Genomic DNA, 24,951 nt, shown 5'->3' with positions numbered 1-24,951 from the left:
ACCGTTCTTCTTCATAAATCCGCTTTCCTTTACGTTACCTCGATTTTTCGCCTGTCCTCATTTGTCTTCGCAAACGCCTTATTGACAGGCATTACGAAGACATTTGTCCCTTTTTATTCGTCTTTTCCAGAGATTTTTGGTATTTTTGCGTTCCAAAATTAAACCTAAAGACTTGCATGACTGCAATAAAGGATGATTATTATCATGTCGGGCTGACCGACGAACAAGTGCGGAAGAGCCGCGAGGAACATGGAGTAAATTTATTGACGCCTCCTAAACGGCCTTCTTTATGGAAATTGTATCTGGAGAAGTTTGAGGACCCCGTAGTAAGGGTATTGCTGGTTGCCGCTCTGTTTTCTTTGATTATTTCCATTGTAGAGAATGAATATGCCGAGACTATCGGCATTATAGTAGCCATTCTGCTGGCTACCGGTATCGGTTTCTTCTTTGAATATGATGCCGGAAAGAAGTTTGACCTGCTGAATGCAGTGAACGAAGAAACTTTGGTGAAAGTAATTCGTAACGGACATGTGCAGGAGATTCCCCGTAAAGATGTAGTGGTGGGTGATATAGTGGTGCTGGAAACCGGTGAAGAGGTTCCGGCGGACGGTGAATTGCTGGAAGCCATTTCCCTGCAAGTGAACGAATCGAATCTGACCGGTGAGCCGGTAGTGACGAAAACTACCGTAGAAGCTGACTTTGACGAAGAGGCTACGTATGCTTCCAACCGCATTTTGCGCGGTACAACGGTGGTGGACGGACATGGCACCATGCGTGTGGAGGCTGTGGGCGATGCTACGGAAATCGGTAAAGTGGCACGTCAAAGTACCGAACAGAATACGGAACCTACTCCGCTGAATATTCAGTTGACCAAATTGGCCAATCTGATTGGAAAGATTGGCTTTTCCGTAGCGGGTCTGGCTTTTCTCATTTTCTTTGTAAAGGATGTGGTACTGGTTTATGACTTTTCTTCATTTCATACCTTCCGTGATTGGCTGCCGGCCTTGCAGGCTACTTTGCAATACTTTATGATGGCGGTTACCCTGATTGTGGTGGCTGTGCCCGAAGGCTTGCCGATGAGCGTAACACTCAGTCTGGCGTTGAACATGCGCCGCATGCTCTCCACCAACAACCTGGTGCGCAAGATGCATGCATGCGAGACGATGGGAGCCATTACAGTGATTTGTACCGACAAGACCGGTACATTGACCCAAAATCTGATGCAGGTGTATGAACCCAATTTCTATGGTTTGAAGAATAACGGGCAGCTGGGGAATGATGACCTCAGCAAGCTGGTAATGGAAGGTATCAGTGCTAACTCCACTGCTTTTCTGGAAGAAGAGGTGACTGGCGAGAAGCCGAAAGGGGTGGGTAACCCCACGGAGGTGGCACTGCTGCTTTGGCTGAACAGCCAAGGATGCGACTATCTGGCGTTGCGTGAGAAAGCTACGGTTATCGACCAGCTGACTTTCTCTACGGAAAGGAAATTCATGGCTACCCTGGTGCAATTCCCCCTGATTGGGAAGAAGGTGCTGTATGTGAAGGGAGCTCCCGAGATTGTTTTGGGTAAATGCAAGGATGTCATGTTGGACGGCAAGCGTGTGGATGCGGTGGAATACCGTTCTACAGTGGAGGCTCAGTTGCTCAACTACCAGAATATGGCTATGCGTACACTTGGCTTTGCATTCAAGATTGTGGATGATGCGGAAGCGTCTGATTGTGTGTCATTGGTTGCTGAAAATGACTTGTCGTTCCTCGGTGTGGTTGCCATCAGTGATCCTATCCGTCCGGATGTGCCTGCGGCCGTTGCCAAATGCCAGTCGGCAGGTATCGGAGTGAAGATTGTGACGGGAGATACACCGGGTACAGCTACCGAGATAGCACGTCAGATTGGTCTGTGGAAACCGGAGGATACGGAAAAGAACCGCATTACGGGAGCTGCATTTGCCGAATTGACGGATGAGGAGGCATTGGACCGTGTGATGGACCTGAAGATAATGTCGCGTGCACGCCCCACAGACAAACAGCGTCTGGTGCAACTGTTGCAGCAGAAAGGTGCGGTAGTGGCTGTGACGGGTGACGGCACGAATGATGCTCCTGCGTTGAACCATGCGCAAGTGGGACTTTCGATGGGTACTGGAACCTCCGTTGCCAAGGAGGCCAGCGACATCACGTTGCTGGATGACTCCTTCAACAGTATAGGTACGGCCGTGATGTGGGGACGTTCTCTATATAAGAATATACAGCGTTTCATTGTTTTTCAGCTGACTATCAATTTTGTGGCTTTGTTTATCGTTCTCCTGGGTTCACTGGTGGGTACGACGCTTCCTTTGACCGTCACGCAGATGTTGTGGGTGAACCTGATTATGGATACGTTTGCGGCCCTGGCCCTGGCGTCCATTCCACCCAGTGAGAGCGTGATGAAGGAAAAACCGCGTAAGAGTACGGATTTCATTATAACCAAGTCCATGAGGTATTACATTCTGGGAATGGGGTCTGCCTTCCTGGTGTTACTTATGGGAATGCTCTTCTGGTTTAACAGTGAAGAGGGGGGGATGACTACCTATCGGTTGACTGTGTTCTTCACGTTCTTTGTTATGCTTCAGTTCTGGAACTTGTTCAATGCACGTGTGTTCGGCACTTCGGACTCGGCGTTCAAGGGCATTTCTAAATCTTATGGCATGGAGCTGATTATACTTGCCATTTTGGGCGGACAGATACTGATTGTACAGTTTGGTGGAGCTGTATTCCGCACAGTGCCGCTCGATTTTATGACTTGGATGACGATTGTCGTTTCTACTTCGTTTGTTTTGTGGATAGGTGAACTGGTTCGCCTTATCCGACGTTTAACACAGAAATAGTGATGAAAAGAAGAGGAATCAAGAACCTTATTATTGATTTTGGCGGAGTTCTGATTGATTTGGACCGCCAGCGCTGTTTAGAGAATTTCAGAAAGCTGGGATTGCCGGACGTGGAAGTCATGTTGGACCTCTATCACCAGCAGGATTTCTTCCAGAAATATGAAAAAGGGTTGATTACCAGTGCGGAGTTCCGGGAAGTGATTCGTGGAAAGATAGGGAAACCGGTGACTGATGCCCAGATAGATGACGCCTGGAACAGTTTCCTAGTGAGTATTCCTACTTTTAAATTGGATTTACTGTTGGAACTGCGCAAAAAATATGTGGTCTATCTGCTGAGCAACACCAATGAAATCCATTGGCAATGGTCGTGTCTGCACGCGTTTCGCTACAAGGCTTTCCGTGCGGAGGACTTTTTTGAGCATATCTATCTTTCTTATGAGATGAAGATGGCAAAACCGGATGCCGATATATTTCAGAAAGTACTGGATGAGACCGGTATTCTTCCCAACGAGACTCTTTTCATTGACGATTCTGAGGCCAATTGCCGGACAGCGGAGGCGTTGGGTATTTCTACCTATACGCCAAAGGCCCACGAGGATTGGAGACATGCAGTTGTTTTGTGAAACATCGGACATTGGTTCCCGTCCAAGTGTAGCCACTATCGGTTTCTTTGACGGAGTACATCGGGGACACCGCTACCTGATAGAGCAAGTGTGTGCGGTAGCTGCCGGGCGTGGGCTTGCTTCGTCGGTCGTGACTTTTCCGGTACATCCGCGTAAAGTGATGCAGGCCGATTATCATCCGAAGTTATTGACCACCTGTGATGAGAAAGTTTCCCTGCTAGCCAAGACTGGGGTGGATTATTGCATGATGCTTGATTTTACTCCTGAAATAGCCCGGCTTTCGGCACGGGAATTCATGTCCATACTGAAGGATCGCTATCAGATACAAGCTTTGGTAGTAGGATACGACCATCGTTTCGGGCATAACCGCAGCGAGGGTTTTGAAGACTATGTGCACTATGGTCGCGAATTGGGTATGGAGGTGCTTCTTGCGCGCGCGTATTCTTATAGTAAGGAAGCATCGGTAACGGAGGTTACTGTCAGCTCCTCGGCTATTCGAGGTCTGTTGCAGGAGGGAAACGTTTCGGAAGCTGCCGAGTATCTGGGATATGATTTCTTTTTGGACGGTACGGTTGTCGGCGGCTATCAGGTGGGGCGTAAGATAGGTTTTCCTACGGCTAATCTCCGTGTTTCCGATTCTGACAAGCTGATTCCCTGCGATGGTGTGTATGCCGTCCGTGTCTGTGTTGAAGGCAAGGAGTACGGCGGTATGCTAAGCATTGGCTACCGACCTACGTTGGAGAACGGCCCCGATCGCAGTATTGAGGTCCATATATTCCGGTTTGATGCTGACATTTATCAGCAGCCGATGCGTCTTTCCTTTGTGCGCCGCACCCGTCCTGAACTGAAATTCGACAGTATAGAAGAACTTATTGCCCAGCTTCACCGTGACGAGGTGGAGATTAAATCCATTCTTTCTTTATAAACATAAGGCGATAAGGTCATTTATCTCCTTGCAGTTCTATGTATTTTCCCGTTTGAAATGTTTGTTTTCTGTGTATTTATCGTAAAACACGTTTTTTTTATTGTTTTTCGATAAATATTTTCTGTTTTTCTTTGTCATATCAAAAAAAGGTCTTTTATTTGCATATCGAAAAACGATAAATGATTATCGAAAAACAAAATAAAGAACTAATAAAACAATAACGGTATGAAAACTTTAGTAATGACAACAATCTTTGTAGTGACAGTAGTGATAAATGCTTTTGGTGGTAATATCCAGGAAAACTTTGCCTATAATGAAGTGATGAACGGAAATCAGGTGGAGTCCCAGATTGTATATAAAGTAGAGAACGGTAAGTTTCTGCAGAACCATTTGAAATACAATTTCAACTATGATGCCCAAGGGCGTACGATACAGAAGGAAGCGTTGAAATGGAACGAGATTGAGCAGGCGTTTGAACGCTTCTATTGCTTGAACTACAATTATACAGAAGCCGGTACGGATGTGGAATATGCCTTGTGGGACAACAAGACGCATGCCTACTCCGATGTGAAAGAAAAAGCAGTTTATCTGCAGGCGGGAGATGACATCAACTACTTGAGTTACAAATGGAGTAAGAAGGACAACGACTGGAATCTGTTGGTGGAACATGCCACTGCAGAGGAAGACGTATTGCTCCTGGCAGTGAAATAAATGAAGAACAAATATAGAAATGAGGGAGGGGCTTAGGTTATGAGAAGAGCATTTATGAGTATTACACTATTGGTATTGTCACTTTCTACAGTGATGGTGCTGCTGATGGGACTTGTTGCCACAGCTTGACGGATTGACAGAGAAAATGTGTATCTTTGCGAACTTTTAGACGAATAGAACAATGAAAACGGCAATAAAACTAGTATTGATTTACTTTTTGATGCAGCTTATAGGAGCACTGTTTGCAGGACCTTTCTGTCTGCTGTATACGTATTTCGCTTATGGAACTTTCGACATGGACAAGGCTGGTCAGATTGCTGTGGCGCCTACCATGCTGCTGGGCTTTGTTTTCATGGGACTGTACTTGTGGCGCAAGAACTACCTGACGGGAGACAAGCATCTGTATTCTCCGGTGTCAGTCCCTTATCTGGCATGGAGCCTGCTTGCCGGAATGACTTCCATATGTATAATAGGTCTTCTGATGTCCGAACTTACTTTTTTGCCCAATTTGTTGGACCAGACATTTGATATACTGCAATCCGGTTGGCTGGGTATTCTCTGTATTTCTGTTTTGGGACCCGTATTGGAAGAACTGCTTTTCCGTGGTGCCATTACCAAGGAGCTGCTTCGCAGATATAGCCCGGCAAAGGCTATCTTGTTTTCCGGGTTGATATTTGGTATCTTTCATCTGAATCCGGTTCAGATAATAGGTGCTTGCCTCATCGGTTTCTTGCTTGCCTGGCTTTATTATAAGACACGGAGTCTTATGGCATGTATTCTGATACATATCATGAATAACGGCTTGTCTGTCTATCTGAGCCTGAAACATCCTGAAATGGAGGATGTGACACATCTGCTGAGTAACCCGTATGTACTGGTTTGGGCAGTGGTTTTCATATTGTTGCTTCTACTCTCCTTGAAACAACTGAATAAATATAATATATCTGATACTAATACAACAACAACTGAATTATGAAAAGAAGATTGAACATTCTCTGCCTGGTGGTAATGCTTGTACTGAGTTACTCGGTATTGGAGCAGGGGTACTATATCTTTCTGGGAGCCAAGATGGGGGCGCAGACCGGACTGGAGCTGGGAAAGAAAGGGAGTGACATTGCTGCCTACAAGGAACTGATGAACCTGAAGGTTGTCAACCTGATACCTTCTTCCATGGAGTCGTTTGATTTCTTCAGGGATTCCGTCTACAATGAGAAAAGCAGGAGTTATGTGCCTGCAGCCTACTCTTCGTTGATGGTCAGCGTAGATTCTCATGATTCTGTCGGGAAAGTGGTGGCAAAGTATTTGCTGATATATCTGCATTTGGGCTTTTCCCTTTGGGCGGTAGTATTGTTTATCCGCTTGATAATCTCTATCAACAAGTCCGACATCTTCAACTGGCGGAATGTACGTCGGCTGCGTCGATTGGGAATGGCACTGGTTGTCAGCTTCTGCTGTACCTTTGCGTCATCATATCTTGATTTTATAGGTATCGATACCGTATTCTCGCTGCATGGTTACGAGCTGAGCCTCTCAGAATTGGTGAGCACTACCACGCTGGTACTTGGGCTTTGTTCGCTGATTGTAGGTGAAGTGTTTGCCATTGGATTGAAAATGAAGGAAGAGCAGGATTTGACGATTTAATAATAAGAAGAACGGACAGAGATATGAATAAAATCAGAGTATGTGCCTTCCTGGCTTTGGTAGTGTTTATTGGTAGTGTTGTAACGGATATGTTTAGTGGATTTATGGACGGCTGGAATGAGGCGGGCGACCAGAAGGATTTTCATGCCTTACCCTCTGTGTCACTTTTGGTGCGGGCAGATGATACGCTGCCTGCCGATACTTTGATTAGTGCGGCACAGGATACGCCCATGTATTGCAATACAAGTGAGGTATCGGTGCAAGGTTTCCGTAGTACGAAGTGGCGGTGGGTATCGTTCTTGCTGTTTCCTGCGGGACTGTTTGCGCTTTACGGGTTCTATAGTGTGGCGCGGCTGGTGCTTACTGCCACGAAAGGCGAGGTGTTTGTGCACAAGAATGTGCGTCGGATGCGCATCTTTGTCTATGCGCTGATTTCGGTGAGTCTTTTATTCGAGTTGCAGCAATGGGGCATCTATCATGACTTGGCTTCTCAAGTGCGGCTGGAGGGATACGAGGTGTTGCCTTATTCTTTCAAGTATGCTTGGTTCAATTATATGCTGTTGGCATTGTTCACCGAGATATTCGCCATCGGCGTGAAGATAAAGGAAGAGCAGGATTTAACGGTTTAATGTGGGGGGAGGATTATGAAAAAGATAAGTATATTGGGTATCCTGGCTATATTGGTCATTGTTGCAGAGTTTACCTATGCGATGATAGCGGGCTGGGTGGATATGAAGAATAGTTTTCTTGAGGGTTACAATAGTGTAAATGTGCATTCGGGAACTCCACAGCCGGAGTATTCCGGTTTATTTGATAAGGTATATGTGGATGTAAGACCTTTGGAAACGACAGCAGTCGATTCCTTGACGAATCGTTTTGCCGATAAGTCAGTACCTTATCAGGTAAAGAGAATAGGCACTGTGATTGTCCCCACTGTCTGGAGTTCCATAGTGAACTTCTTTGCCATGTTTGCCATCATTCCTTTCTTTGTAGGAATCTATTGTCTGATACGTTTGCTGGTATCCATCTCAAAGCGGGAAGTGTTTACTTCGGATAATGTAGCCCGGTTGCGTTTCTTTACTTATTCGTTTGCTGCATTGTACGGCTTGATGACTTTGCACGATTGGCTGAATCATCTTGAAGCAGTGAAGCAAGTGGCTCTGCTGGGCTATGAAGTGGTTGCATCGCATGATACGGATTTCACATCCCTGGTTATTATAATTCTTTTCACCGAGATATTTGCCGCCGGGGTGAAGATAAAGGAAGAACAGGACTTGACTATTTAAAAGTGAGAGGAGGGATTATGACACTTATGAAACAAAAGGAACCAAAGGAACCAAAGAGACGGATAGCGCTTATTATGAATGTGCTGTTTTATTTCTGTGGACTATGTATTGGTGGCGGCATTGTTCGTAATCTGACATTGTGCTATGAGTTGGGAAAGGATGATACTGCTAATTTTATCTGGCACATATTACCCGAATCAGTAACAATGCTGGTGATGACAATATGTGGCTTGTGTATTTTTCTCATTCTCCGCAATGTGAAGAAAGAGGAAGTGTTTGTTTATCAGAATTCATCTTTGATACAAACCATTGGGGTGCTGATAGCATTGAATGGGCTTTTTCAGGTAACTCTCTCCTGGTTTACTCCCGAAGGAGTACCGACTGATACTTCTTATCGGATATTCGTGTTATTGGGAGTTTTCATCATCTTTATGGGCTATCTTTTTAAGATGGGAGTTCGTATGCGTGAGGAACAAGAGTTGACGATTTAAATAAAAGTGAAGAGCGCGATATGAAGAAAAGTGTGAAATATGGTCTGTATTTCGTTGTCGGACTTGTGGCGGTTTTATTGTTGGCAAGTATTGTCTATTTTCTCCTCTTGTTTCCGGCCTTTGACGGGAAGTGGAAAGTCTATATTGTAATGCCGTGGATGTATCTGTGCATATATGGTTATTACCGGTTGACGAAACGGTACACTGACTGGTGGTGTGAGTGGGAAAAGAATAATTGATAAATAGAACACAATTATATGATTATAGTAAACCTTGACATAATGATGGCCCGAAGAAAGATATCTTTGGGCGAACTGGCGGAGAAGATTGATATTACGCCTGCCAATCTCTCTATTCTCAAAACCGGAAAGGCTAAGGCCATCCGTTTCTCTACACTGGAAGCAATCTGTAAGGAACTTGATTGCCAGCCGGGGGATATACTGGAGTTTAAGGAGGGATAAATAGGGAGAAGAAGGCGCAAGTAGAGGTTGAAATGCTTACCGCCTTAAGAAACTCCGTTTACGTACTACAGTAAACACCTTTACATACTACGGTAAACGCCTTTACATACTACGGTAAACGCCTTTACATACTATGGTAAACGCCTTTACATACTATGGTAAACGTCGTTACTTCATAATGTAAAAACCGTTACATTCTGGAGTAACGGCTTTTACATTATAGGGTAAACATCCGGTAAATATAATCTGCTGATTATTAGCTTATATATTGTCGGTCGTAACCTTTAGATGTCTTTCGCTTTGAAGGCCAGCGCATACATTCGCATCTGCTTTACCATAGACAGCAGTCCGTTGCTACGGGTGGGCGACAAGTGTTCCTTCAGTCCTATTTTATCAATGAAATAGAGGTCGGCGTTCAGTATCTCATCCGGTGTGTGCCCGGAGAGTACTTTGATAAGCAGTGAAATGATTCCTTTCACAATCAGTGCGTCGCTTTCGGCCTGGAAAATAATTTTTCCGTCCACTTCGTCTGCCTGCAGCCATACGCGGCTCTGGCAACCTTCAATCAGGTTTTGTTCCGTCTTGTATTTTTCGTCGAGCGGTTCCTGCTCGTTTCCTAAATCAATAAGAAGTTGGTACCGGTCCATCCAATCGTCGAAATCATTGAATTCGGCAATTACTTCATCTTGTACTTCGTTGATACTTATCATGGAATTTACTATTTACGATTTACTATTTGATTGTCTATTTCTCATTGTAGATGACTTCGAGCAAGGTCTGTCCCACTGCGTTGAGAGTGCCCTTGTCGATGATGTCCATGGTGTCGTCTATCGTGTGCCAGAAGTCACCGAAGCCGGTGTCGCAGTTCGGGTCATAGTTGATGATGTCTACGCAGGGAATCTGCCGCAGGTTGTATACATACATATGGTCGTCTGTCACTTCGGTGCCTTTTTCTTTGGGGAAGAAGTTGCCGAAGCCCAGGCGGTGGGCTGTGTTCCATATCTTGTTCACGTACTTACCGGCGGTTCTTTGAGAGAACTGTTCCTTGTAGAAGGTGGCGTTCTTTCCACCCACCATGTCGAGCAGGATGCCGTAGCGGGCATTATAGCCGTCTACATGGGGTACTCGTCCCCAATATTGCGAGCCCAGGCACCAAGTGTCGTTCTTGTATGCACCTTGATAGAAGTAGGGGATGCCATAGTCTTCGGCGTCAAAGAAGATGATGTCGATGCCTATGGCTGGAGCCTGCTGCTGTAGTTGGCGGGCCACTTCGAGCAATACGCCCACACCGCTGGCTCCATCGTTCACACCCAGGATGGGGCTGTGATGCTTCGTCTTGTCGGCATCCTGGTCGGCATAAGGACGGCTGTCCCAATGGGCACAGAGCAGTACACGCCTTTTGCTTTCCGGATTATAGGCGCCGATAACATTGCGCGCTTTCAGGATGGTGTTGTCGTAAGCCACCAGGTCGGCATGCTGGTTGTATACTTTGGCGCCGAATTCTTCCAGCTTCTTGGCAAGGAATTCTCCGCAGGCTTTGTGGGCGGCGGTGTTGGGCACGCGCGGACCAAAATCCGCTTGGGTCTGTATGTATTGATATGCACTGTCTGCACTGAACTGGGGTACTTGGACAGTCGCTTTGGTCGCATCGCCCTCACTGTCATTATCGGCTGCAGACTTGCTGTTGTTGTTGCTGCATGCCACTATCGCTACAATCAGCAACAGCAGCAACGGGATGAATGTATAATTCCGTTTCATTCTCTTTCTGTATTAAAACTTAGTTTCACTTCTTTCTTTCCAACTTTCAGTGTTACCGCAGCGCCGTTTATCAGCGGTACATTCATGCTGACATGTCCGACGGGAAAATCGAAACATATCGGGTAATCGTATTCCTTCACCAAATCGGCCAATGCGCCATATAGGTCTTTTCCCAGGGACTTGTTCTCCTCGTATTCGGTGAATTGTCCGATGATGAGGCCGGAAAGCTTGTCGAGGACACCTCCCAGTTTGAGATTGTACATCATGCGTTCCACCGCATGTGGGCGTTCTCCCACATCTTCGATGAAGAGGATGGTGCCTTCGGCGGGAATATCGTAAGGAGTACCACGCAGCCCGTAGAACACAGACAAATTGCCGCCGCGCAACACGCCTTTTCCCTCTCCCTTATGATTTAGTTTGTGCCCCGGGCAGACATAACTGAATGCTTCGGTTCCTCCCAATGCCTGCCCGAATAGTATATCCTTCAGTGCTTGTGTGCAGAAGTCGTCTTCCGGTTCTACTGTGAGATGGCGCGCCATGGGGGCGTGCAACGACGCGAAGCCATTCTGCTGGAACAGATTATGGAGGGCGGTGATGTCACTGAATCCGATGAGCCATTTGGGATGCTGCCTGAACTTGGTAAAATCCAGTTTGCCTATCAGATGCACGGCTCCGTAACCGCCCCGACTACAGAATATGACTTTGGCTTCTTCATCGTCCATGGCTTCCTGCAGGTCCTCGAGGCGTTGCCGGATATTTCCTGCATACGTTCCGTTGGAACTCCCCGCGTGCTTTGCGAATACGACTTCCAGCCCCCAGGACTTCAAACGTTTGTAGGCGCCTTTCAGGAAAGATTTGTCAATCTTGCTGGAAGGGGAGAGAACAATGACACGGTCACCTTCCTGCAGATACGGAGGGAAAATAAGACTACCCATACTATATTATCAATCTATTTTGGGCAAAAGTACACAATTCACCACAGATATCACAGATTAACACGGATTTTTAACAGAAGAGAGCGAGGAGAGGGGAATGTGTTCTGTGCAAATTCGTGTCATCTGTAGTGAATATATCAAAATGATATTAAACATATAAAATTTCAACGGGATAAATGCTGCATTTCTCGACATTTTTTTAGATATTTGCTAAAAATCTAACGTTATGGAACCAATACGGAACTTTGCCCAGTTAACAGCCCACCTGAAAACCTTGAATAAGAGGAAACGTATTGCGGTAGTCTGTGCCAATGACCCTAATACAGAATATGCCATATCCCGTGCCTTGGAGGAGGGGATTGCGGAATTTCTGATGATTGGCGATTCTGCCATATTGGAAAAATATCCCACCTTGAAGAAATATCCTCAATATGTCAGTACCTTGCATATAGAAGATTCTGATGAGGCTGCACGTGAGGCGGTGCGTATCGTACGCGAGGGTGGAGCAGATATCCTGATGAAAGGCATCATCAATACCGACAATTTGCTACGTGCCATTCTGGACAAGGAGCATGGTTTGTTGCCTAAAGGAAAGATTCTGACCCATCTGGCCGTGATGCAGATACCTACTTACGATAAACTGCTCTTTTTCTCCGATGCTGCGGTCATTCCCCGCCCGACGCTTCAACAGCGCATTGAAATGATTTGGTATGCCATTCATACTTGCCGCCATTTCGGGATAGAGCAGCCACGTATCGCGCTGATTCATTGCACGGAGAAGGTCAGCGCCAAATTCCCCCATTCTTTGGACTATGTGAATATTGTGGAACTGGCGGAAGCCGGAGAGTTCGGCAATGTCATCATCGACGGTCCGCTAGATGTGAAGACCTCTTGTGAGAAGACGAGCGGTAACATCAAAGGCATTGTATCACCGATTGACGGGGAGGCGGATGTGTTGATATTCCCAAACATCGAATCGGGAAATGCTTTTTATAAGGCTGTATCTCTGTTTTCTCATGCCGATATGGCCGGGTTGCTGCAAGGGCCCTCATGTCCGGTGGTATTACCGTCGCGTAGCGATTCTGGTTTGTCCAAATATTACAGCATTGCCATGGCTTGCCTGACCAGCGGGGTGAAAGAGTCTTAATTGTAATTAGTAATTTGTAGTTCGTAATTTGTAAATCGTAATCAATGAAAATACTGGCAGTAAATCCCGGTTCCACCTCGACAAAAATTGCTGTCTATGAGGATGAAACTCCCCGTCTGGTACTCAACATCCGGCATTCGGTGGAGGAACTTTCCCAATTTCCCCGCATCATCGACCAGTTCGAATTCCGCAAGAAGTTGGTACTGGAAGCTTTGGACAACAATGGAATCCCTTTTGAATTTGACGCTATCGTGGGGCGTGGAGGATTATTGAAACCCATTCCGGGTGGTGTTTATGTAGTGAATGACGCCATGTTGGATGATATTGCCCATGCGATGCGCAGCCATGCATGTAACTTGGGATGCCTGATTGCTTCCGAACTGGCAGCTCTGCTTCCCGGTTGCCAGGCTTTTATTGCAGATCCCGGTGTAGTGGATGAGTTGGATGAAATAGCCCGCATTACGGGTTCGCCTTTGATGCCACGTATCACCATTTGGCATGCCCTGAACCAGCGTGCCATCGCCCGGAGATATGCTGCCGAGCACAACACCCGATACGAAAACTTGAACCTGGTTATCTGCCATCTGGGTGGCGGCATTTCTGTGGGGACACACTGCAAGGGGCGTGCCGTCGACGTGAACAATGCACTGGACGGTGAAGGTCCTTTCTCGCCGGAACGTGCCGGGACCTTGCCTGCCGGGCAGCTGATAGATGTTTGCAGCTCCGGTCGTTTTATCAAAGAGGAACTGAAGAAGCGTATTTCCGGTCGTGCCGGTTTGACGGCACATTTGGGTACGACAGATGTTCCTGCCATCGTAAAGCGGATAGAGGAGGGGGACAAGCACGCGGAACTGGTGCTGAATGCAATGATTTATCAGATAGCCAAGTGTGTGGGCGCCGCTGCTGTTGTGCTTTATGGTAAGGTGGACGCCATTCTGCTTACGGGAGGTATGGCACATTCCGAGTACATCACTTCACGATTGCAGGAGCGCGTGTCTTTCCTTGCTCCTGTTCACGTCTATCCCGGAGAAGACGAATTGGAAGCATTGGTACTGAATGCGCTGGGAGCTTTGCGTGGAGAGCTTCCGGTGCAGGTTTATCGGTAATAAGCATATTTTTTGTGCTCTTTAGCGGAACACTTTGTCTCAACGTACAAAATAGTTTGTTTCCATACAGCAAGACACTTTGTTTCTTTCTTTTGAAACAAAGTGTCTTGCTGTATGGAAACAAACCGTTCCGTTATATAGAGACTCGGTTTATTTACCGTAATCGTCGTACATCATCAACAGATGTGAGGAGCTCCAGCTGAAATGGGGAGCTTTCAGGCGTCCGCCGGTATGGGTTCCGTAGTTCTCGTGGATGGGAGCACCCTCTTTCAGCCCGCTTAGGCGGTCGAAGACTTGCAGCGTATATTCATCTGCCAGCTGGTTGTAGCCGTAGTTGCGCAGTCCGCGGATGGCAAAGTAGGTTTGGTCCAGCCAGATGGGGCCACGCCAGTAGCCGCGCGGATTGTATTTGGGATTGTCGGCGGCAATGGTAGGGAAGGGGATATACGTGGAGAACTTTGCCGTATCTTGAAGTATGGGCAGCATGCTGTCCACTTGCGCCTGTGTGGCAATCCGGGTCCACAACGGAGTGTAGGCTTCGCAGCCCGGCTCTTCGATGAATGAACCGTCCTTCAGACGGCGGTCGCAGAAGAAGTTGATGTTCTTGTCAAAGAAATAGTCGGCTACCTGGCTACTGTAGTCCGGTGCGTCGAAAGGTATCTTCAGCAGGCTGGAGAACTTCTTCAGCAGTTTGCATTCCAGTGCCAGATAAGCGTTCAAGTCCACACTCTCCTGATCCATACTCCAGGCATCCTCGTAGCCTTCGTTTTTCAGCATCACGGCGCCGTCAAAACGGATGGCGTTGTCCATACCGCTTTCCCAGGCGGCAGCTTCCAGTGTTCCGTCGGTAGCACCGTATTCGCACATGCCATTGCGGTTGTGGTCGCGTTTTTCGTACCACCATTTATAATAGGAGAGCAGTTGAGGGTACATTTCGGCAACGAAGGCGGTGTCACCCGTATGGGTGAAGATTTCGTCGACAGCCCAGCATACCAAGGGAGGTTTGCTGTCACGGGCATTGTTCTCGGAGGGGTCGGTATAGATACAGTCGATAATCATGCCGTCCGGTTGCTGGTAGTCGAACATGGCGCGGATGTTGTTCTTGGCCAGTTCGGGGTCGAACTTGGCGGTTCCGGCACTGAAGCGCCAACTGTCCCATGCCCAGAAGCCGACGAAATAACCTACGGCATGGCTCGGGATGATGCCTTCGTGAAGCAATCCGCCGCGGTGTGTCCGCCAATTGGAGATGAGCGTGGTGACGGCTTTCACGGCGATGCGGTCGTATTCGGGCTTCATGTCCTTGCGCAGTATCTTGGTGAGGTAACCTTCCCAACGTTCGGCATTGGCTTGCAGGGCGGGGGTGGGATTATTGAGCAAGCCCGGCAGGTTTTGCAGGCCGGCAGTCATCTCTTTTTCGGAAGTGAAGAAAGAGATGGCTACGTTGACGGGGTAGCGCGGAGAGCGGACGAGGGCTGTATAGTTATTGTCAGTCTTGGCCAGCTCTACATTAGGAGTAAAGGTCACGGTTACGGTTTCGCCACTGGGATGACGGGCGATGACGGAGTTCTGTTCTACGCTGACGGTGATGTCTTTGCCCCATTGGCTACCGGAGAACAGCAGGTCTTCAGCCGTGTCGGCTTCGATGCGCAGCAAGGCGGTCGAGGCACTTGTGAAGTTGAGCCGTTGCGTGATGTTCCCGTGGGTGGAATGTGCCGACATATAGAGCTCGCCGGGGTAATAGCAAGTGGAATCCGGAACAAAAATCTCTTGTGTATCTTTGGCAAAGCTTACGACGGCGGCTGACTGTGCCATCCACTGGCGGCGGAACATATCGAGGCTGAAGGGGCCGCAGAAGCCGTTGACCCATTGTTGCCGTTCGGGCAGCGTGAAGCCCATCCACGAGCCGGCGTCGGTGAACCAACCGTAGCAGCGGTGCAGAGTGTCGGGAGTGTAGGAGATGTCCAGTATGTCGGCGAAGGCATACCGTTTCTCCGTAGTGCTTTTCATGCCGGGGGTGCAGGCTGCGATGCTTGCGGCCAACAATGTGAAGCAGAGTATGCGTATAAATTTGTATTTCATATGAATGAGGTATTTAACGGTTATTTGTGCGCTTGTTCCGCCGCATCATCCTCCGGTGCGAGAGGGGCGAGCGTGAAGTTGTATTTCCATTCGTGCGGAGTGATGGTGTACTCGGGATGAACTTGTGCTCCCCAGGTATTGTCACCGCCTACGCCCATCTGCTTGTGGTCGATGTTGAGCCATACCATATCTTTCTTCTGGATGCTTCCACCGTGGCGGCGCTCCATCTGCGAGGGACGGTATTCAATGTCCTCCATAGGGAAGTTCCAGGCGCTGACGCTTAACGGTTCTTCGCCCACTACCAGCAGACCTTCACCGGCAGCATTGCGCAGGGCCACCCAGCGTACGTCACAATGATTGGCCGTCTCTTGGGCACGTACATACGGATGGAATTGTTCCCACACCGTGGCGTTGTAGAGGCCTATCAATGCTCCCGTCTTGCGGTCGGCATACGTCTCTTGCGGACCACGGCCCAGCCAGGTCATCATTTCATATTCGGCAGGGAGTATCATGCGCATGCCCAGGCGCGGCATTTCACTCAATGGCTTCTTGCCGGGGGTGAAGTGCATGGTTACTTGAACCTTGCCGTCGGGAGTGATTTTGTAGAGAGTCTGCAAATCAGCATCTTGTTCTTCCATGCGGTAGGTCGCAGTGACAGTAGCCGTTTGTCCGGCTTCCGCAACTTCGATATGCTGTAGTTTGGCATCGCGTCCAGCGTTTTTCCAAGTGCCGCAGCGTATCAGATGTCTGTTTGGAATGTCATTGTCAGTCAACGGGCGCCAGAAGTTGGGTCGCAGCCCTTCCTTAATCAGATTCTTTCCGTTGTAGTTCAGCTCTGTCATTTCACCGTTTCGGGTAGAGAAAGCTACCTGGAAGTTATTGCCTTTCACGGTCAATGCTTCGTTGTTGCGGTTTACGGTCAACGTTCCCTCCACCGGCTGAACGGTTTTGGCTGACGGGACGGAAGGCAGTTCCCATTGTTCGATGGCAACCTCGTGTCCTTTCGGTACTAATGGCGCTTCGTGCTTGGTGAATGCACGAAGTGTGAGGAAATACTCCTTGCCGTCGGCAGGCAGCGCTTTCAGTGGCAATTCTATGTTGGCAGAGTTTCTGGGAGTAATCTTGGGGAAATCCATCTCACCGTTCTGAACGGTCTTGCCGTCGCATTCCACTGCCCAGCGGAGGGTATATCCTTCCAATCCGATGAAATCGTGCCAGTTGGTGACCTTTATCTTGTTCGGGGTGAAGGCGAGCGGTTCGAAATGGATGTATTGCAATACCTTCTTCACTTCGTAGATGTGCGGGTGCGGGGTGCGGTCGGCAGCAATCAAGCCGTTGGCACAGAAGTTGGAGTCGTTGACGACGCCTACAAATCCCATGTCGCCGCCAAAAGCCCAGATGTCGTGCTGGTTCTCGTCCTTGATGGCAAACGTCTGGTCCACCCAGTCCCAAATGAAACCGCCTTGCAGCTGGTCGTACTTGTAAATCAAGTCCCAGTAGTCCTGGAAGTTACCTACGCTGTTACCCATGGCATGGGCATATTCGCAAAGAATCATGGGGCGGGCATCACGTTGGTTCACGTGTTGGCGCAACCTCCAGATGCGTGCGTACATGGGGCAATAGATGTCGCTCTTGGAGTTGTAGCCACCCCCTTCGTATTGTATGGGACGAGTAGGATCTATCTTCTTGGTATAGTCATACAGCGTTTCGAAGTGCTTGCCGTAGCCCGACTCGTTGCCCATGGACCAAGTCACGATGGCGGAGTAGTTGCGGTCGCGCGCAATCATACGACTCATCCGCTGCATGAAAGGCACCTCCCAGGCGGGGTAGTTGGCAAGGGTCTCATCTTTGTGGAACATCATGCCATGGCTCTCGATGTTGGCTTCGTCTACCATATAGAGTCCGAATTCCGTGCAAAGCTCGTACCACGCATAGTTGTTCGGGTAGTGGCAGTTGCGTACACCGTTCAGGTTGAACTGCTTCATCAGCTGGATGTCGTGTATCATGGAAGCTACGGTGATGGTACGTCCCTTGTGCGGGTCGTGCTCGTGACGGTTCACCCCCTTGAAGAGGACGGCCTGGCCGTTAATCATCTGCATGCCGTTCATCATTTCCACGGTACGGAAGCCGAAAAGGTGCGTAAAGGATTCCTGCGGTTTTCCTTGTGCATCAAAGGTGCTGACTACCAGCGTGTAGGTGTTCGGTGTTTCGGCATTCCAGGCTCGTGCATTCGGGAACACTTGCTGCTGGGTAAACAAAGTGTCTGTGGCAGAGGTTATGGACTTTTTCCGGTCATAGATAACCTTGTCCTTGTCCATTACCTTGACTTCCACCGTTTCTCCGGCTTTAGGCCGATGGAGGAATACGTCCAGCTTTAGTTCGCCATCCTTGTAGTTGTTTATCAGTTCCGCTGTCATCCGGAAGTCCTTGACGCGGCTCTGGGGGCGGGCGTAGAGATAAACACTCCGTTCGATGCCGCTGTATTTCCAGTAGTCCTGGCCTTCCAGGTAGGAACCGTCGCTATAACGGAATACTTTTACTGCCAGTTTATTGTTGCCCTTCTTCAGCAGGTGGGTGATGTTGAAGTGCGACGGTAGGCGGCTGTCTTCTGCATATCCTGCCAATTCGCCGTTTACCCATACATAGTAGGCAGACTCCACCCCTTCGAAATCAAGAAAGATGTCCATGCCTCCCCAGCTAGCCGGGACGGTGAACTCGCGGATATAAGCACCTACGGGATTGTAGTCGGTAGGCACGTAGGGCGGATTGGGCGGGAACGGATAACGGGTATCTGTATAGATAGGTGCATCGAAGCCTTGCAGTTCCCAGCTTCCCGGAACTTCAATTTTACTCCACTTGCGGGTACTGAATCCGGGCTTGTGAAAGTCTTTGGGGCAGAGGTCATTGTTCTTTGAAAAAAGAAATTTCCAGGTGCCGTCCAGAGTGATACGGCGTTCCGTTGCAGAATTAACGTCGAACCGTACGTCGGCGGGCAAGGCACGTTGTTTCAATGCGTTGGCTTCATTCGTAAACGGAGTGAAGTGGGCGTGCATCGGTTCTCTGTTCATTTCGTTGACTTGCGGGTTTTGCCACGGCTCATTGTCTGCCAGGGCACCGGTGCAAAGCAGCGAAGAGAGAAGAAAGGTATAAAGTTTGGTCTTCATATTATTAATGATTAATTGGAAGTTGAAAATGGAAAATGGGAAACGGAAAATTTTCACCTTTCACCTTTCCATTTTCAGCTAAATAGAACAAAACAATGTCACTAAGAATGGGACGCTGAAGTCTACTACAAATCCATGGAAAATGGAAACTACTACAAACTGCTGTCCGGCTGTCCGTGTGATGATGGGCAGTGTGGTGTCCATCGTCGTGGCTCCTCCGGCAGAGATGGGAGCAAGGTTTCCGAACCATCGTACCAGCAACGGAGCGGCTAGCAGTGTCAGAATCTCCCGGCTGATATTGGCAAGCAGGGCGATGGTGCCCAGCTCGGCTCCCTTGTATTCGGTAATGAAGATACTGGAGAGCGAGTAATAGCCGAATCCGGAACCTACGGCCAGACAGTCCGTTATAGAACGGTGTGTCAGAATCAGGCTGACGGCTGCGGAGCCTGCTAGCGTTCCCAGTATCGTCATGATGGGCAGGAATACCAGTCGCGGATTGAGTGAACGGAAATTCTTCAGGGTTTGCGGGTCGTTACCCACGCTCAGCCCTACACTGAACATCAGCGCACAAAGCGCGTAGTAGCTGATGTTGGTTTCTGCAATATCAAAGGGCAACAGATGGCATACGCCACAAATCGTACCCAGTACGAAAAAGCCCACTATGATAAGACTTCCTTTCATGCCCTTCCTCCTTTCTTGTTATACAAGGCTCTCCACAATGCCCAGGCGGCGATGACGCTTCCCAAGGTTCCTCCCAGGGTGAGTATCACAGCTTCAAGGCCTATGGTATGGAGTCCCTTGATGATTTGCTCGTTGCTTCCGACCTCGATGCCGAGGATAAACAGCAGCAACCAGATGAGCAGGGTGATGATTTGGTGGATTTTCTTTAAGTCCCGTTTCCGTAAGAGATAGCCCAGCAGCATTCCCGTGAGCATTAGTCCGATGATTGTAAACATATCTATGTCGTTTTTTAGTGGCAAAGATAGTATGGTCTATTTTTGCAGGTGCAAAGATAAAGCTTTCAAAGCAAACAAGGCGGCATTGCCGGGGGCGAATGCCGCCTTGATATACTATTTGGGAAAAGGATTATTCGTTTATTTTATTGTTGGTCTGAATCTCCATCAGAGGAATGGGCAGGAAGGAATGGGTAGATGCACTGAATCCGGTTCTGCCGTCAGCCTTCATGGCTTCGTCCAGTTTGCCCCAACGACGGAGGTCATAGAAGCGTGAGTTTTCCAGTGTGAATTCCACCAGACGTTCATGTTCAATCTGTGCTTTAACAGCAGCTTGGTCACTTCCGGTCATGGCAGGCAGTTTGCCGTGCACGCTACGTACTTCGTTAATCAATGGAATGGCTTTTTCTGGATGGCCTTGTTCATTGTAGATTTCAGCCTTCATCAGCAGTACATTGGCATAACGCATCAATGGCATGTTGGTACCTACGTAGTTTTGTGCATAGTCGCTCCAAGTTGAAGGCATGTATTTACGGTAATTATATCGGGTGGCAGAATTCTCATCATAGATGTCATCGTAATTGTACCCCAGAATGTGCCCGCCTTCATAGTAATACGGATCATCAAACATCATGGAACCATAGGCACGGGCATCGTACATGTTACCTTCGGCAATGCGTCCTTCTTTCAGGAATTCGTTGTACATCATGTCGCTGACACGGATTTCGTCCCAACCGGACATGCTGCCCGGAGCTACCCAGAAGTGGAGTACGTGCTTGTGGAAAGTACCGTCGGCCGTACTGTTGGTAAACTGAAGTTCCAGAATGGACTCTTTGCAATTCTTGTTGGTTCCGTCGAACATGCTTCCGTAGTCGGACTCCAGTTCGTAGCCGGTCACTTTGTTGAAAGCGGCTTCTGCCAGCCCCAGGTATTCGGCCTTTTTGTCACTTTCTTCATAAGCACGGGTTAAGTAAGCCCATCCCAGGTAAGAGTAGGCTGCTCCTTTGGTTACACGTCCCGCTTCGGAAGAAGGGCGGTCTTGTGGCAGCATGCTGCCTGCTTTGTCCAGTTCAGCACAGATAAAGTCCCATGCTTCCGTTCTGGTAGACAATGCTTTGTGAGTCTGGGATTCTCCGGTCAGATATTCATTGCGGATAATGATTTTCTCCCAGCTCATAATCAGTTTGAAATGATAGTAGGCACGCAGGAACAGAGCTTCGCCCGTAAGATGGTTCTCGTCATCGGCACTCATCTTCTCACCGCTGGTCTGTACTTTGTCAATACCGTATAATACGTTGTTGGCGTAGTTGATGCCATTGTAATTGTTCATCCAGTATTCTTTGATGCTGGAGTTCTCATTGTTGTAGGTGAATCCGTACAATGCAGCCCATTCCGGATAGTTGTTGACGTCCTGGCCTTTTACCATCTCATCGCTACGGAAGGTTTCCACAACAAACTTGACTTCTGCAACCGTGTAAGAGCCGGTGCGGTTATCCAACTGGCCATATACCGCTGATAGACCTGCCTCTACATCGGCTTTATCTCTCCAGTATTTGTCTGTAGAAAAGTCGGGAGACTCTGTCGTCAGGAAATCATCGCATCCTGCCAGTAAGGCGGCGCATAAGAAAGAGGCTATATATATAATTTTTTTCATTGTCTTCTTGTTTTTAATGGTGATTAGAATGTAACTTGCAGACCTACTACAAATGAGCGGGTGAACGGGTATACAAAGGAGTCTACACCGGTGTCCAGAATGCTTGAAGAGAATTCAGGGTCGATACCGGAATATTTAGTGATGGTAAAGAGATTCTCTCCACTGACATAGAGGCGGCATTTTTCAAGATACATTTTCTTAGCTAAAGCTCTGGACAAGCTGTATCCTAACTGCAACTGGCGAAGGCGGACGAAGTTACCGTTTTCGAGGAAGCGATCGGATTCACGGGTATTTTCATTCGGGTCACCCAGTACAGCTCTTGGCATACTTGTTCCTGCGTTTTGCGGTGTCCATGCATTCATGGTGCTTGTGAAGTAGTTTCTACCGGCGTCCATTCCTTCATAATACAGACGGTTTACGTTGTAGAGTTTGTGCCCCCATGCACTGCCAAACTGGAAGGAAAGGTCAAAGTTCTTATAGGAACCGCTGAATGACAAGTTGGCTTCCACCTTGGGAATACCGGAACCGGAATATACCTTGTCGCCGGAGTCGATGCTTCCATTGCCGTCTACATCCTTGAAGCGGATATCACCGGCTTTGGCACTCGGCTGGAGACGTTCGCCTGCACTGTTTACGTAAGCAGCAGCTTCTGCATCAGTCTGGAATATGCCGTCAGTCTGATACAGCCAGAAGCTGGCTACCGGATAACCTTTCAGTGTTTGGGTTACGAAGTGGCCGTCACCCTTCCAGGCAGAACCATAAAGTACCTGGTTCGGGTCTGCCTTCAACATTTCGTTGTGGATGGTAGAAAGGTTGAAACCGATATTATAGTCGAAACCGTTGATGTTGTCTCCATAGTTCAATTCAAGCTCGAAACCTTTGTTTACCATCTTTCCTACGTTGACAGTAGGATTGTAGATACCTGCAGAAGGCGGCATGACTTTTTCAATCAGTAAGTCTTCCGTTGTGTTGTAATAGTAGTTAAGGCTACCGCTCAACTTATTGTTGAAAAGACCGAAGTCGAAACCGATGTTTTTGGTATCGGTAGTTTCCCAACGCAAATCGTCGTTTACCAGATAGAGGTTGGACATGCCGGCCCAAGGATTACCACCTTGTATGTAGCTCATCCATTGGGTGTTGCTGTTACTCATTGTTGGCGCATAATAGTAGCCCAGTGCACTCTCGCTACCCAGGCGTCCCCAGCTGGCGCGGAACTTCAAGTTGCTGATAGGGGTGTTTTTGGGGAAGAAATCTTCCTCGCTGATTCTCCATCCCACTGCTACGGAAGGGAAGGTACCCCAACGGTTGTTTTTACCGAACTTGGAAGAGCCGTCGGAACGTACAGTCACTTGCAGCAAGTAACGGCTGGCGTATGAATAGTTGAAGCGTCCGAAGAAAGAAGCGCGGTTGTAATCGTAGAAAGTACCTGTGCCGGCAAATGTACCGCCGATACCTGCATCGATTGTGGGAGATGTCGGGTCGAAGAATCCGCCGGGAACCTCGCTGGAACTCAGACTGCCGCCTACTACATCATATTCGGTTTTCTTGCCTTCCACGCTGACAGAACTTTTATCCTGATGGGCGGAAATGATGGAGTTACCTACCATGGCAGTAACGGAGTGCTTGCCGAAGTCTTTCATGAAGGTCAATACATTCTCGAATGTTTGCTTGCGATAGTATGAGTTGTACTCGTAGTTATAAGGATAGAGGCTCGGCTCTTGTGCATTGGCTTCGTATTTGGCACGATGATAACGGTCGTTGTAGTAGTAACCGTCGTACGTATAGCTTGTTTTGAATGTAAGCCACGGGGCGAGCTTCATGGTCAGACCGATATTGCCGGTAATGTCGTAGCCCGTATATTTTCTGTCTTTGTAATGGTCGTCTGCCATGACATTACGGTTGGTTGGGAATTCCATCTTGGTACCGTCTACCGACATGTCGGTCAGACCGTATCCGTATGTTTGGTTTTCGTCGTAAACGGGCACCAGTGGCGAAATGGAGTACATTTCTTTCAAGGAATACTGGGGCTGTTTGCTTTGTGTGACCTTGAAGTTCAAGCTCGCATCGAAATCAAAGATATATTTGTGCGCATTCAGTTTCAGGCGGGCATTATCCTGGATGTAAGAGTTACCCTTAAAGATACCCTTCTCGTCGGCATGCCCATAAGAAAGTGAATATTTGGCAACTTCAGAACCTCCGATGAGGTTTACATAATAGTTCTGTGCGATACCGGTACGGAGCATTTCATCCTGCCAGTTTGTATCGGCACCGGTAGGGTTCTGTCCATTCTTGTACGTAAGATAAGCGGGCTTGTTTGTTCCTGCATTCTCGTACATCATGTTGTGCACTTTCAAGTAGCCGTCTGCATTGAGCATGTCGAACTTCTTGGCTACCGAGTTGACCGTCATATACGTATTAAAGGAAACTTTCAGCTCTCCTTCCTTTCCGTTCTTGGTAGAAACGATGACTACACCATTGGCGGCCACAGAACCGTAAATGGCAGCGGCGGCACCATCTTTCAGGATTTCCATGGATTCGATATCCTGCGGATTGATGGTGTTGATGTCACCAGGATACCCGTCGATGATGTAAAGCGGCTCATTGTCACCCATAGTCTTGATACCACGGATTTTTACAGAAATGCTTGCACCTGCATTACCTCCCGATTTCAAAACGCTTACACCGGCAATTTTACCTTGCAGTGCTTCGGTTGCGCTGGTAGTGGCACGCTTCATCAAATCTTCCGCTTTCACCGAAGAAATGGCACCGGTCATATCACTCTTCTTCATCGTACCGTAACCTACGACTACGACTTCATCCAGCATTTCAGAATCATCTTTCAATGCTATTTTGATGTTCTTCTGCCCGTTGAGGGGAATTTCCTGGGTTACATAACCCACATAAGAGATTACCATAGTTGCTTTGGGAGAGACTGTCAACGTAAAGTTGCCGTCAACGTCGGTGATGCAACCATTACTGGTTCCTTTTTCCAGGACACTGGCACCGATAAGAGATTCTCCTTTGGTATCGGTTACGGTACCGGTTAGCTGGATGGTTTGCGCTAATGCACTTAGCGGCGCTAGACATACAAAGAGTAAGGCAAGTAGTAATACTCTTTGCATTGAGAAATACTGTTTAATTTTACCCATGTGTGAT

Annotated in this window: 22 protein-coding genes; 13 read left to right on the top strand and 9 right to left on the bottom strand. The window is 48.2% G+C overall.

What is annotated here, in order from left to right; translation table 11 throughout:
• Positions 1–176 precede the first annotated feature (176 nt).
• The 11 genes from ITJ87_RS02495 (at position 177) to ITJ87_RS02445 (ending at position 8,999) form a co-directional block, all read left to right on the top strand.
• Positions 177–2,861: a calcium-translocating P-type ATPase, PMCA-type gene (locus ITJ87_RS02495; RefSeq protein ID WP_117964686.1), complete on the top strand. Its 2,685-nt coding sequence runs from the start codon at positions 177–179 to the stop codon at positions 2,859–2,861.
• 2 nt (positions 2,862–2,863) lie between these two features.
• Positions 2,864–3,484, top strand: a complete 621-nt coding sequence (locus ITJ87_RS02490; RefSeq protein WP_005830542.1) for an HAD family phosphatase — start codon at positions 2,864–2,866, stop codon at positions 3,482–3,484.
• Complete coding sequence (locus ITJ87_RS02485; RefSeq protein ID WP_057097766.1) at positions 3,468–4,409, top strand: bifunctional riboflavin kinase/FAD synthetase; 942 nt, start codon at positions 3,468–3,470, stop codon at positions 4,407–4,409. The genes ITJ87_RS02490 and ITJ87_RS02485 overlap by 17 nt, the downstream gene beginning before the upstream one ends.
• 225 nt (positions 4,410–4,634) lie before the next feature.
• Positions 4,635–5,120 carry a DUF3836 domain-containing protein gene (locus ITJ87_RS02480; protein ID WP_117964688.1) on the top strand — a complete coding sequence of 162 codons (486 nt, stop codon included), beginning with the start codon at positions 4,635–4,637 and terminating at the stop codon, positions 5,118–5,120.
• 181 nt (positions 5,121–5,301) lie between these two features.
• Positions 5,302–6,096, top strand: coding sequence for a CPBP family intramembrane glutamic endopeptidase (locus tag ITJ87_RS02475; protein ID WP_016272429.1), 795 nt, complete (start codon positions 5,302–5,304; stop codon positions 6,094–6,096).
• On the top strand, positions 6,093–6,761 hold the full coding sequence (locus tag ITJ87_RS02470) for a DUF2975 domain-containing protein (protein ID WP_005830532.1): 669 nt from the start codon (positions 6,093–6,095) through the stop codon (positions 6,759–6,761). The genes ITJ87_RS02475 and ITJ87_RS02470 overlap by 4 nt, the downstream gene beginning before the upstream one ends.
• 23 nt (positions 6,762–6,784) lie before the next feature.
• Positions 6,785–7,390: a DUF2975 domain-containing protein gene (locus ITJ87_RS02465; RefSeq protein WP_005830530.1), complete on the top strand. Its 606-nt coding sequence runs from the start codon at positions 6,785–6,787 to the stop codon at positions 7,388–7,390.
• Between the two features lie 15 nt (positions 7,391–7,405).
• Positions 7,406–8,047, top strand: a complete 642-nt coding sequence (locus ITJ87_RS02460; protein WP_005830526.1) for a DUF2975 domain-containing protein — start codon at positions 7,406–7,408, stop codon at positions 8,045–8,047.
• Between the two features lie 26 nt (positions 8,048–8,073).
• On the top strand, positions 8,074–8,538 hold the full coding sequence (locus ITJ87_RS02455) for a DUF2975 domain-containing protein (protein ID WP_034532751.1): 465 nt from the start codon (positions 8,074–8,076) through the stop codon (positions 8,536–8,538).
• Between the two features lie 20 nt (positions 8,539–8,558).
• Complete coding sequence (locus ITJ87_RS02450) at positions 8,559–8,777, top strand: hypothetical protein (RefSeq protein ID WP_005830523.1); 219 nt, start codon at positions 8,559–8,561, stop codon at positions 8,775–8,777.
• 18 nt (positions 8,778–8,795) lie between these two features.
• Entirely contained in the window at positions 8,796–8,999 is a 204-nt protein-coding gene (locus tag ITJ87_RS02445; RefSeq protein WP_005830522.1) for a helix-turn-helix transcriptional regulator, read from the top strand.
• 284 nt (positions 9,000–9,283) lie between these two features.
• Here ITJ87_RS02445 and ITJ87_RS02440 read toward each other — a convergent pair whose 3' ends face one another.
• From ITJ87_RS02440 to ITJ87_RS02430, 3 genes are read right to left on the bottom strand one after another with little or no spacing between them, the layout of a single operon-like run.
• Positions 9,284–9,706 carry a SufE family protein gene (locus ITJ87_RS02440; protein ID WP_034525971.1) on the bottom strand — a complete coding sequence of 141 codons (423 nt, stop codon included), beginning with the start codon at positions 9,704–9,706 and terminating at the stop codon, positions 9,284–9,286.
• A gap of 37 nt (positions 9,707–9,743) precedes the next feature.
• On the bottom strand, positions 9,744–10,757 hold the full coding sequence (locus tag ITJ87_RS02435; protein ID WP_117964690.1) for a M28 family peptidase: 1,014 nt from the start codon (positions 10,755–10,757) through the stop codon (positions 9,744–9,746).
• Positions 10,754–11,692: an LD-carboxypeptidase gene (locus ITJ87_RS02430; protein WP_005830507.1), complete on the bottom strand. Its 939-nt coding sequence runs from the start codon at positions 11,690–11,692 to the stop codon at positions 10,754–10,756. The genes ITJ87_RS02435 and ITJ87_RS02430 overlap by 4 nt, the downstream gene beginning before the upstream one ends.
• Positions 11,693–11,918: 226 nt before the next feature.
• Between ITJ87_RS02430 and ITJ87_RS02425 the strand changes: the two genes are divergently transcribed.
• Positions 11,919–12,839: a phosphate acyltransferase gene (locus tag ITJ87_RS02425; RefSeq protein ID WP_117600190.1), complete on the top strand. Its 921-nt coding sequence runs from the start codon at positions 11,919–11,921 to the stop codon at positions 12,837–12,839.
• Between the two features lie 44 nt (positions 12,840–12,883).
• On the top strand, positions 12,884–13,945 hold the full coding sequence (gene buk, locus ITJ87_RS02420; RefSeq protein WP_117964692.1) for a butyrate kinase: 1,062 nt from the start codon (positions 12,884–12,886) through the stop codon (positions 13,943–13,945).
• 150 nt (positions 13,946–14,095) lie between these two features.
• Here the strand turns inward: buk and ITJ87_RS02415 are convergent, their stop codons facing one another.
• The 6 genes from ITJ87_RS02415 to ITJ87_RS02390 form a co-directional block, all read right to left on the bottom strand.
• Positions 14,096–16,024, bottom strand: a complete 1,929-nt coding sequence (locus ITJ87_RS02415; protein WP_117964694.1) for a trehalase family glycosidase — start codon at positions 16,022–16,024, stop codon at positions 14,096–14,098.
• 20 nt (positions 16,025–16,044) lie between these two features.
• Positions 16,045–19,188 carry a glycoside hydrolase family 2 TIM barrel-domain containing protein gene (locus ITJ87_RS02410; RefSeq protein ID WP_117964766.1) on the bottom strand — a complete coding sequence of 1,048 codons (3,144 nt, stop codon included), beginning with the start codon at positions 19,186–19,188 and terminating at the stop codon, positions 16,045–16,047.
• A gap of 78 nt (positions 19,189–19,266) precedes the next feature.
• Entirely contained in the window at positions 19,267–19,869 is a 603-nt protein-coding gene (locus ITJ87_RS02405) for a lysine exporter LysO family protein (protein ID WP_005830487.1), read from the bottom strand.
• Positions 19,866–20,144 carry a LysO family transporter gene (locus ITJ87_RS02400; RefSeq protein ID WP_117600194.1) on the bottom strand — a complete coding sequence of 93 codons (279 nt, stop codon included), beginning with the start codon at positions 20,142–20,144 and terminating at the stop codon, positions 19,866–19,868. The genes ITJ87_RS02405 and ITJ87_RS02400 overlap by 4 nt, the downstream gene beginning before the upstream one ends.
• Before the next feature lie 130 nt (positions 20,145–20,274).
• On the bottom strand, positions 20,275–21,795 hold the full coding sequence (locus ITJ87_RS02395; protein WP_117974443.1) for a RagB/SusD family nutrient uptake outer membrane protein: 1,521 nt from the start codon (positions 21,793–21,795) through the stop codon (positions 20,275–20,277).
• A gap of 23 nt (positions 21,796–21,818) precedes the next feature.
• Entirely contained in the window at positions 21,819–24,944 is a 3,126-nt protein-coding gene (locus ITJ87_RS02390; protein ID WP_098031811.1) for a TonB-dependent receptor, read from the bottom strand.
• Positions 24,945–24,951 lie beyond the last annotated feature (7 nt).

Origin of the sequence: Bacteroides sp. HF-162, from assembly GCF_015679285.1 — a bacterium.
GTDB classification, from domain to species: Bacteria; Bacteroidota; Bacteroidia; order Bacteroidales; family Bacteroidaceae; genus Bacteroides; species Bacteroides uniformis.
This window is presented reverse-complemented; position numbering and strand designations above follow the sequence as displayed.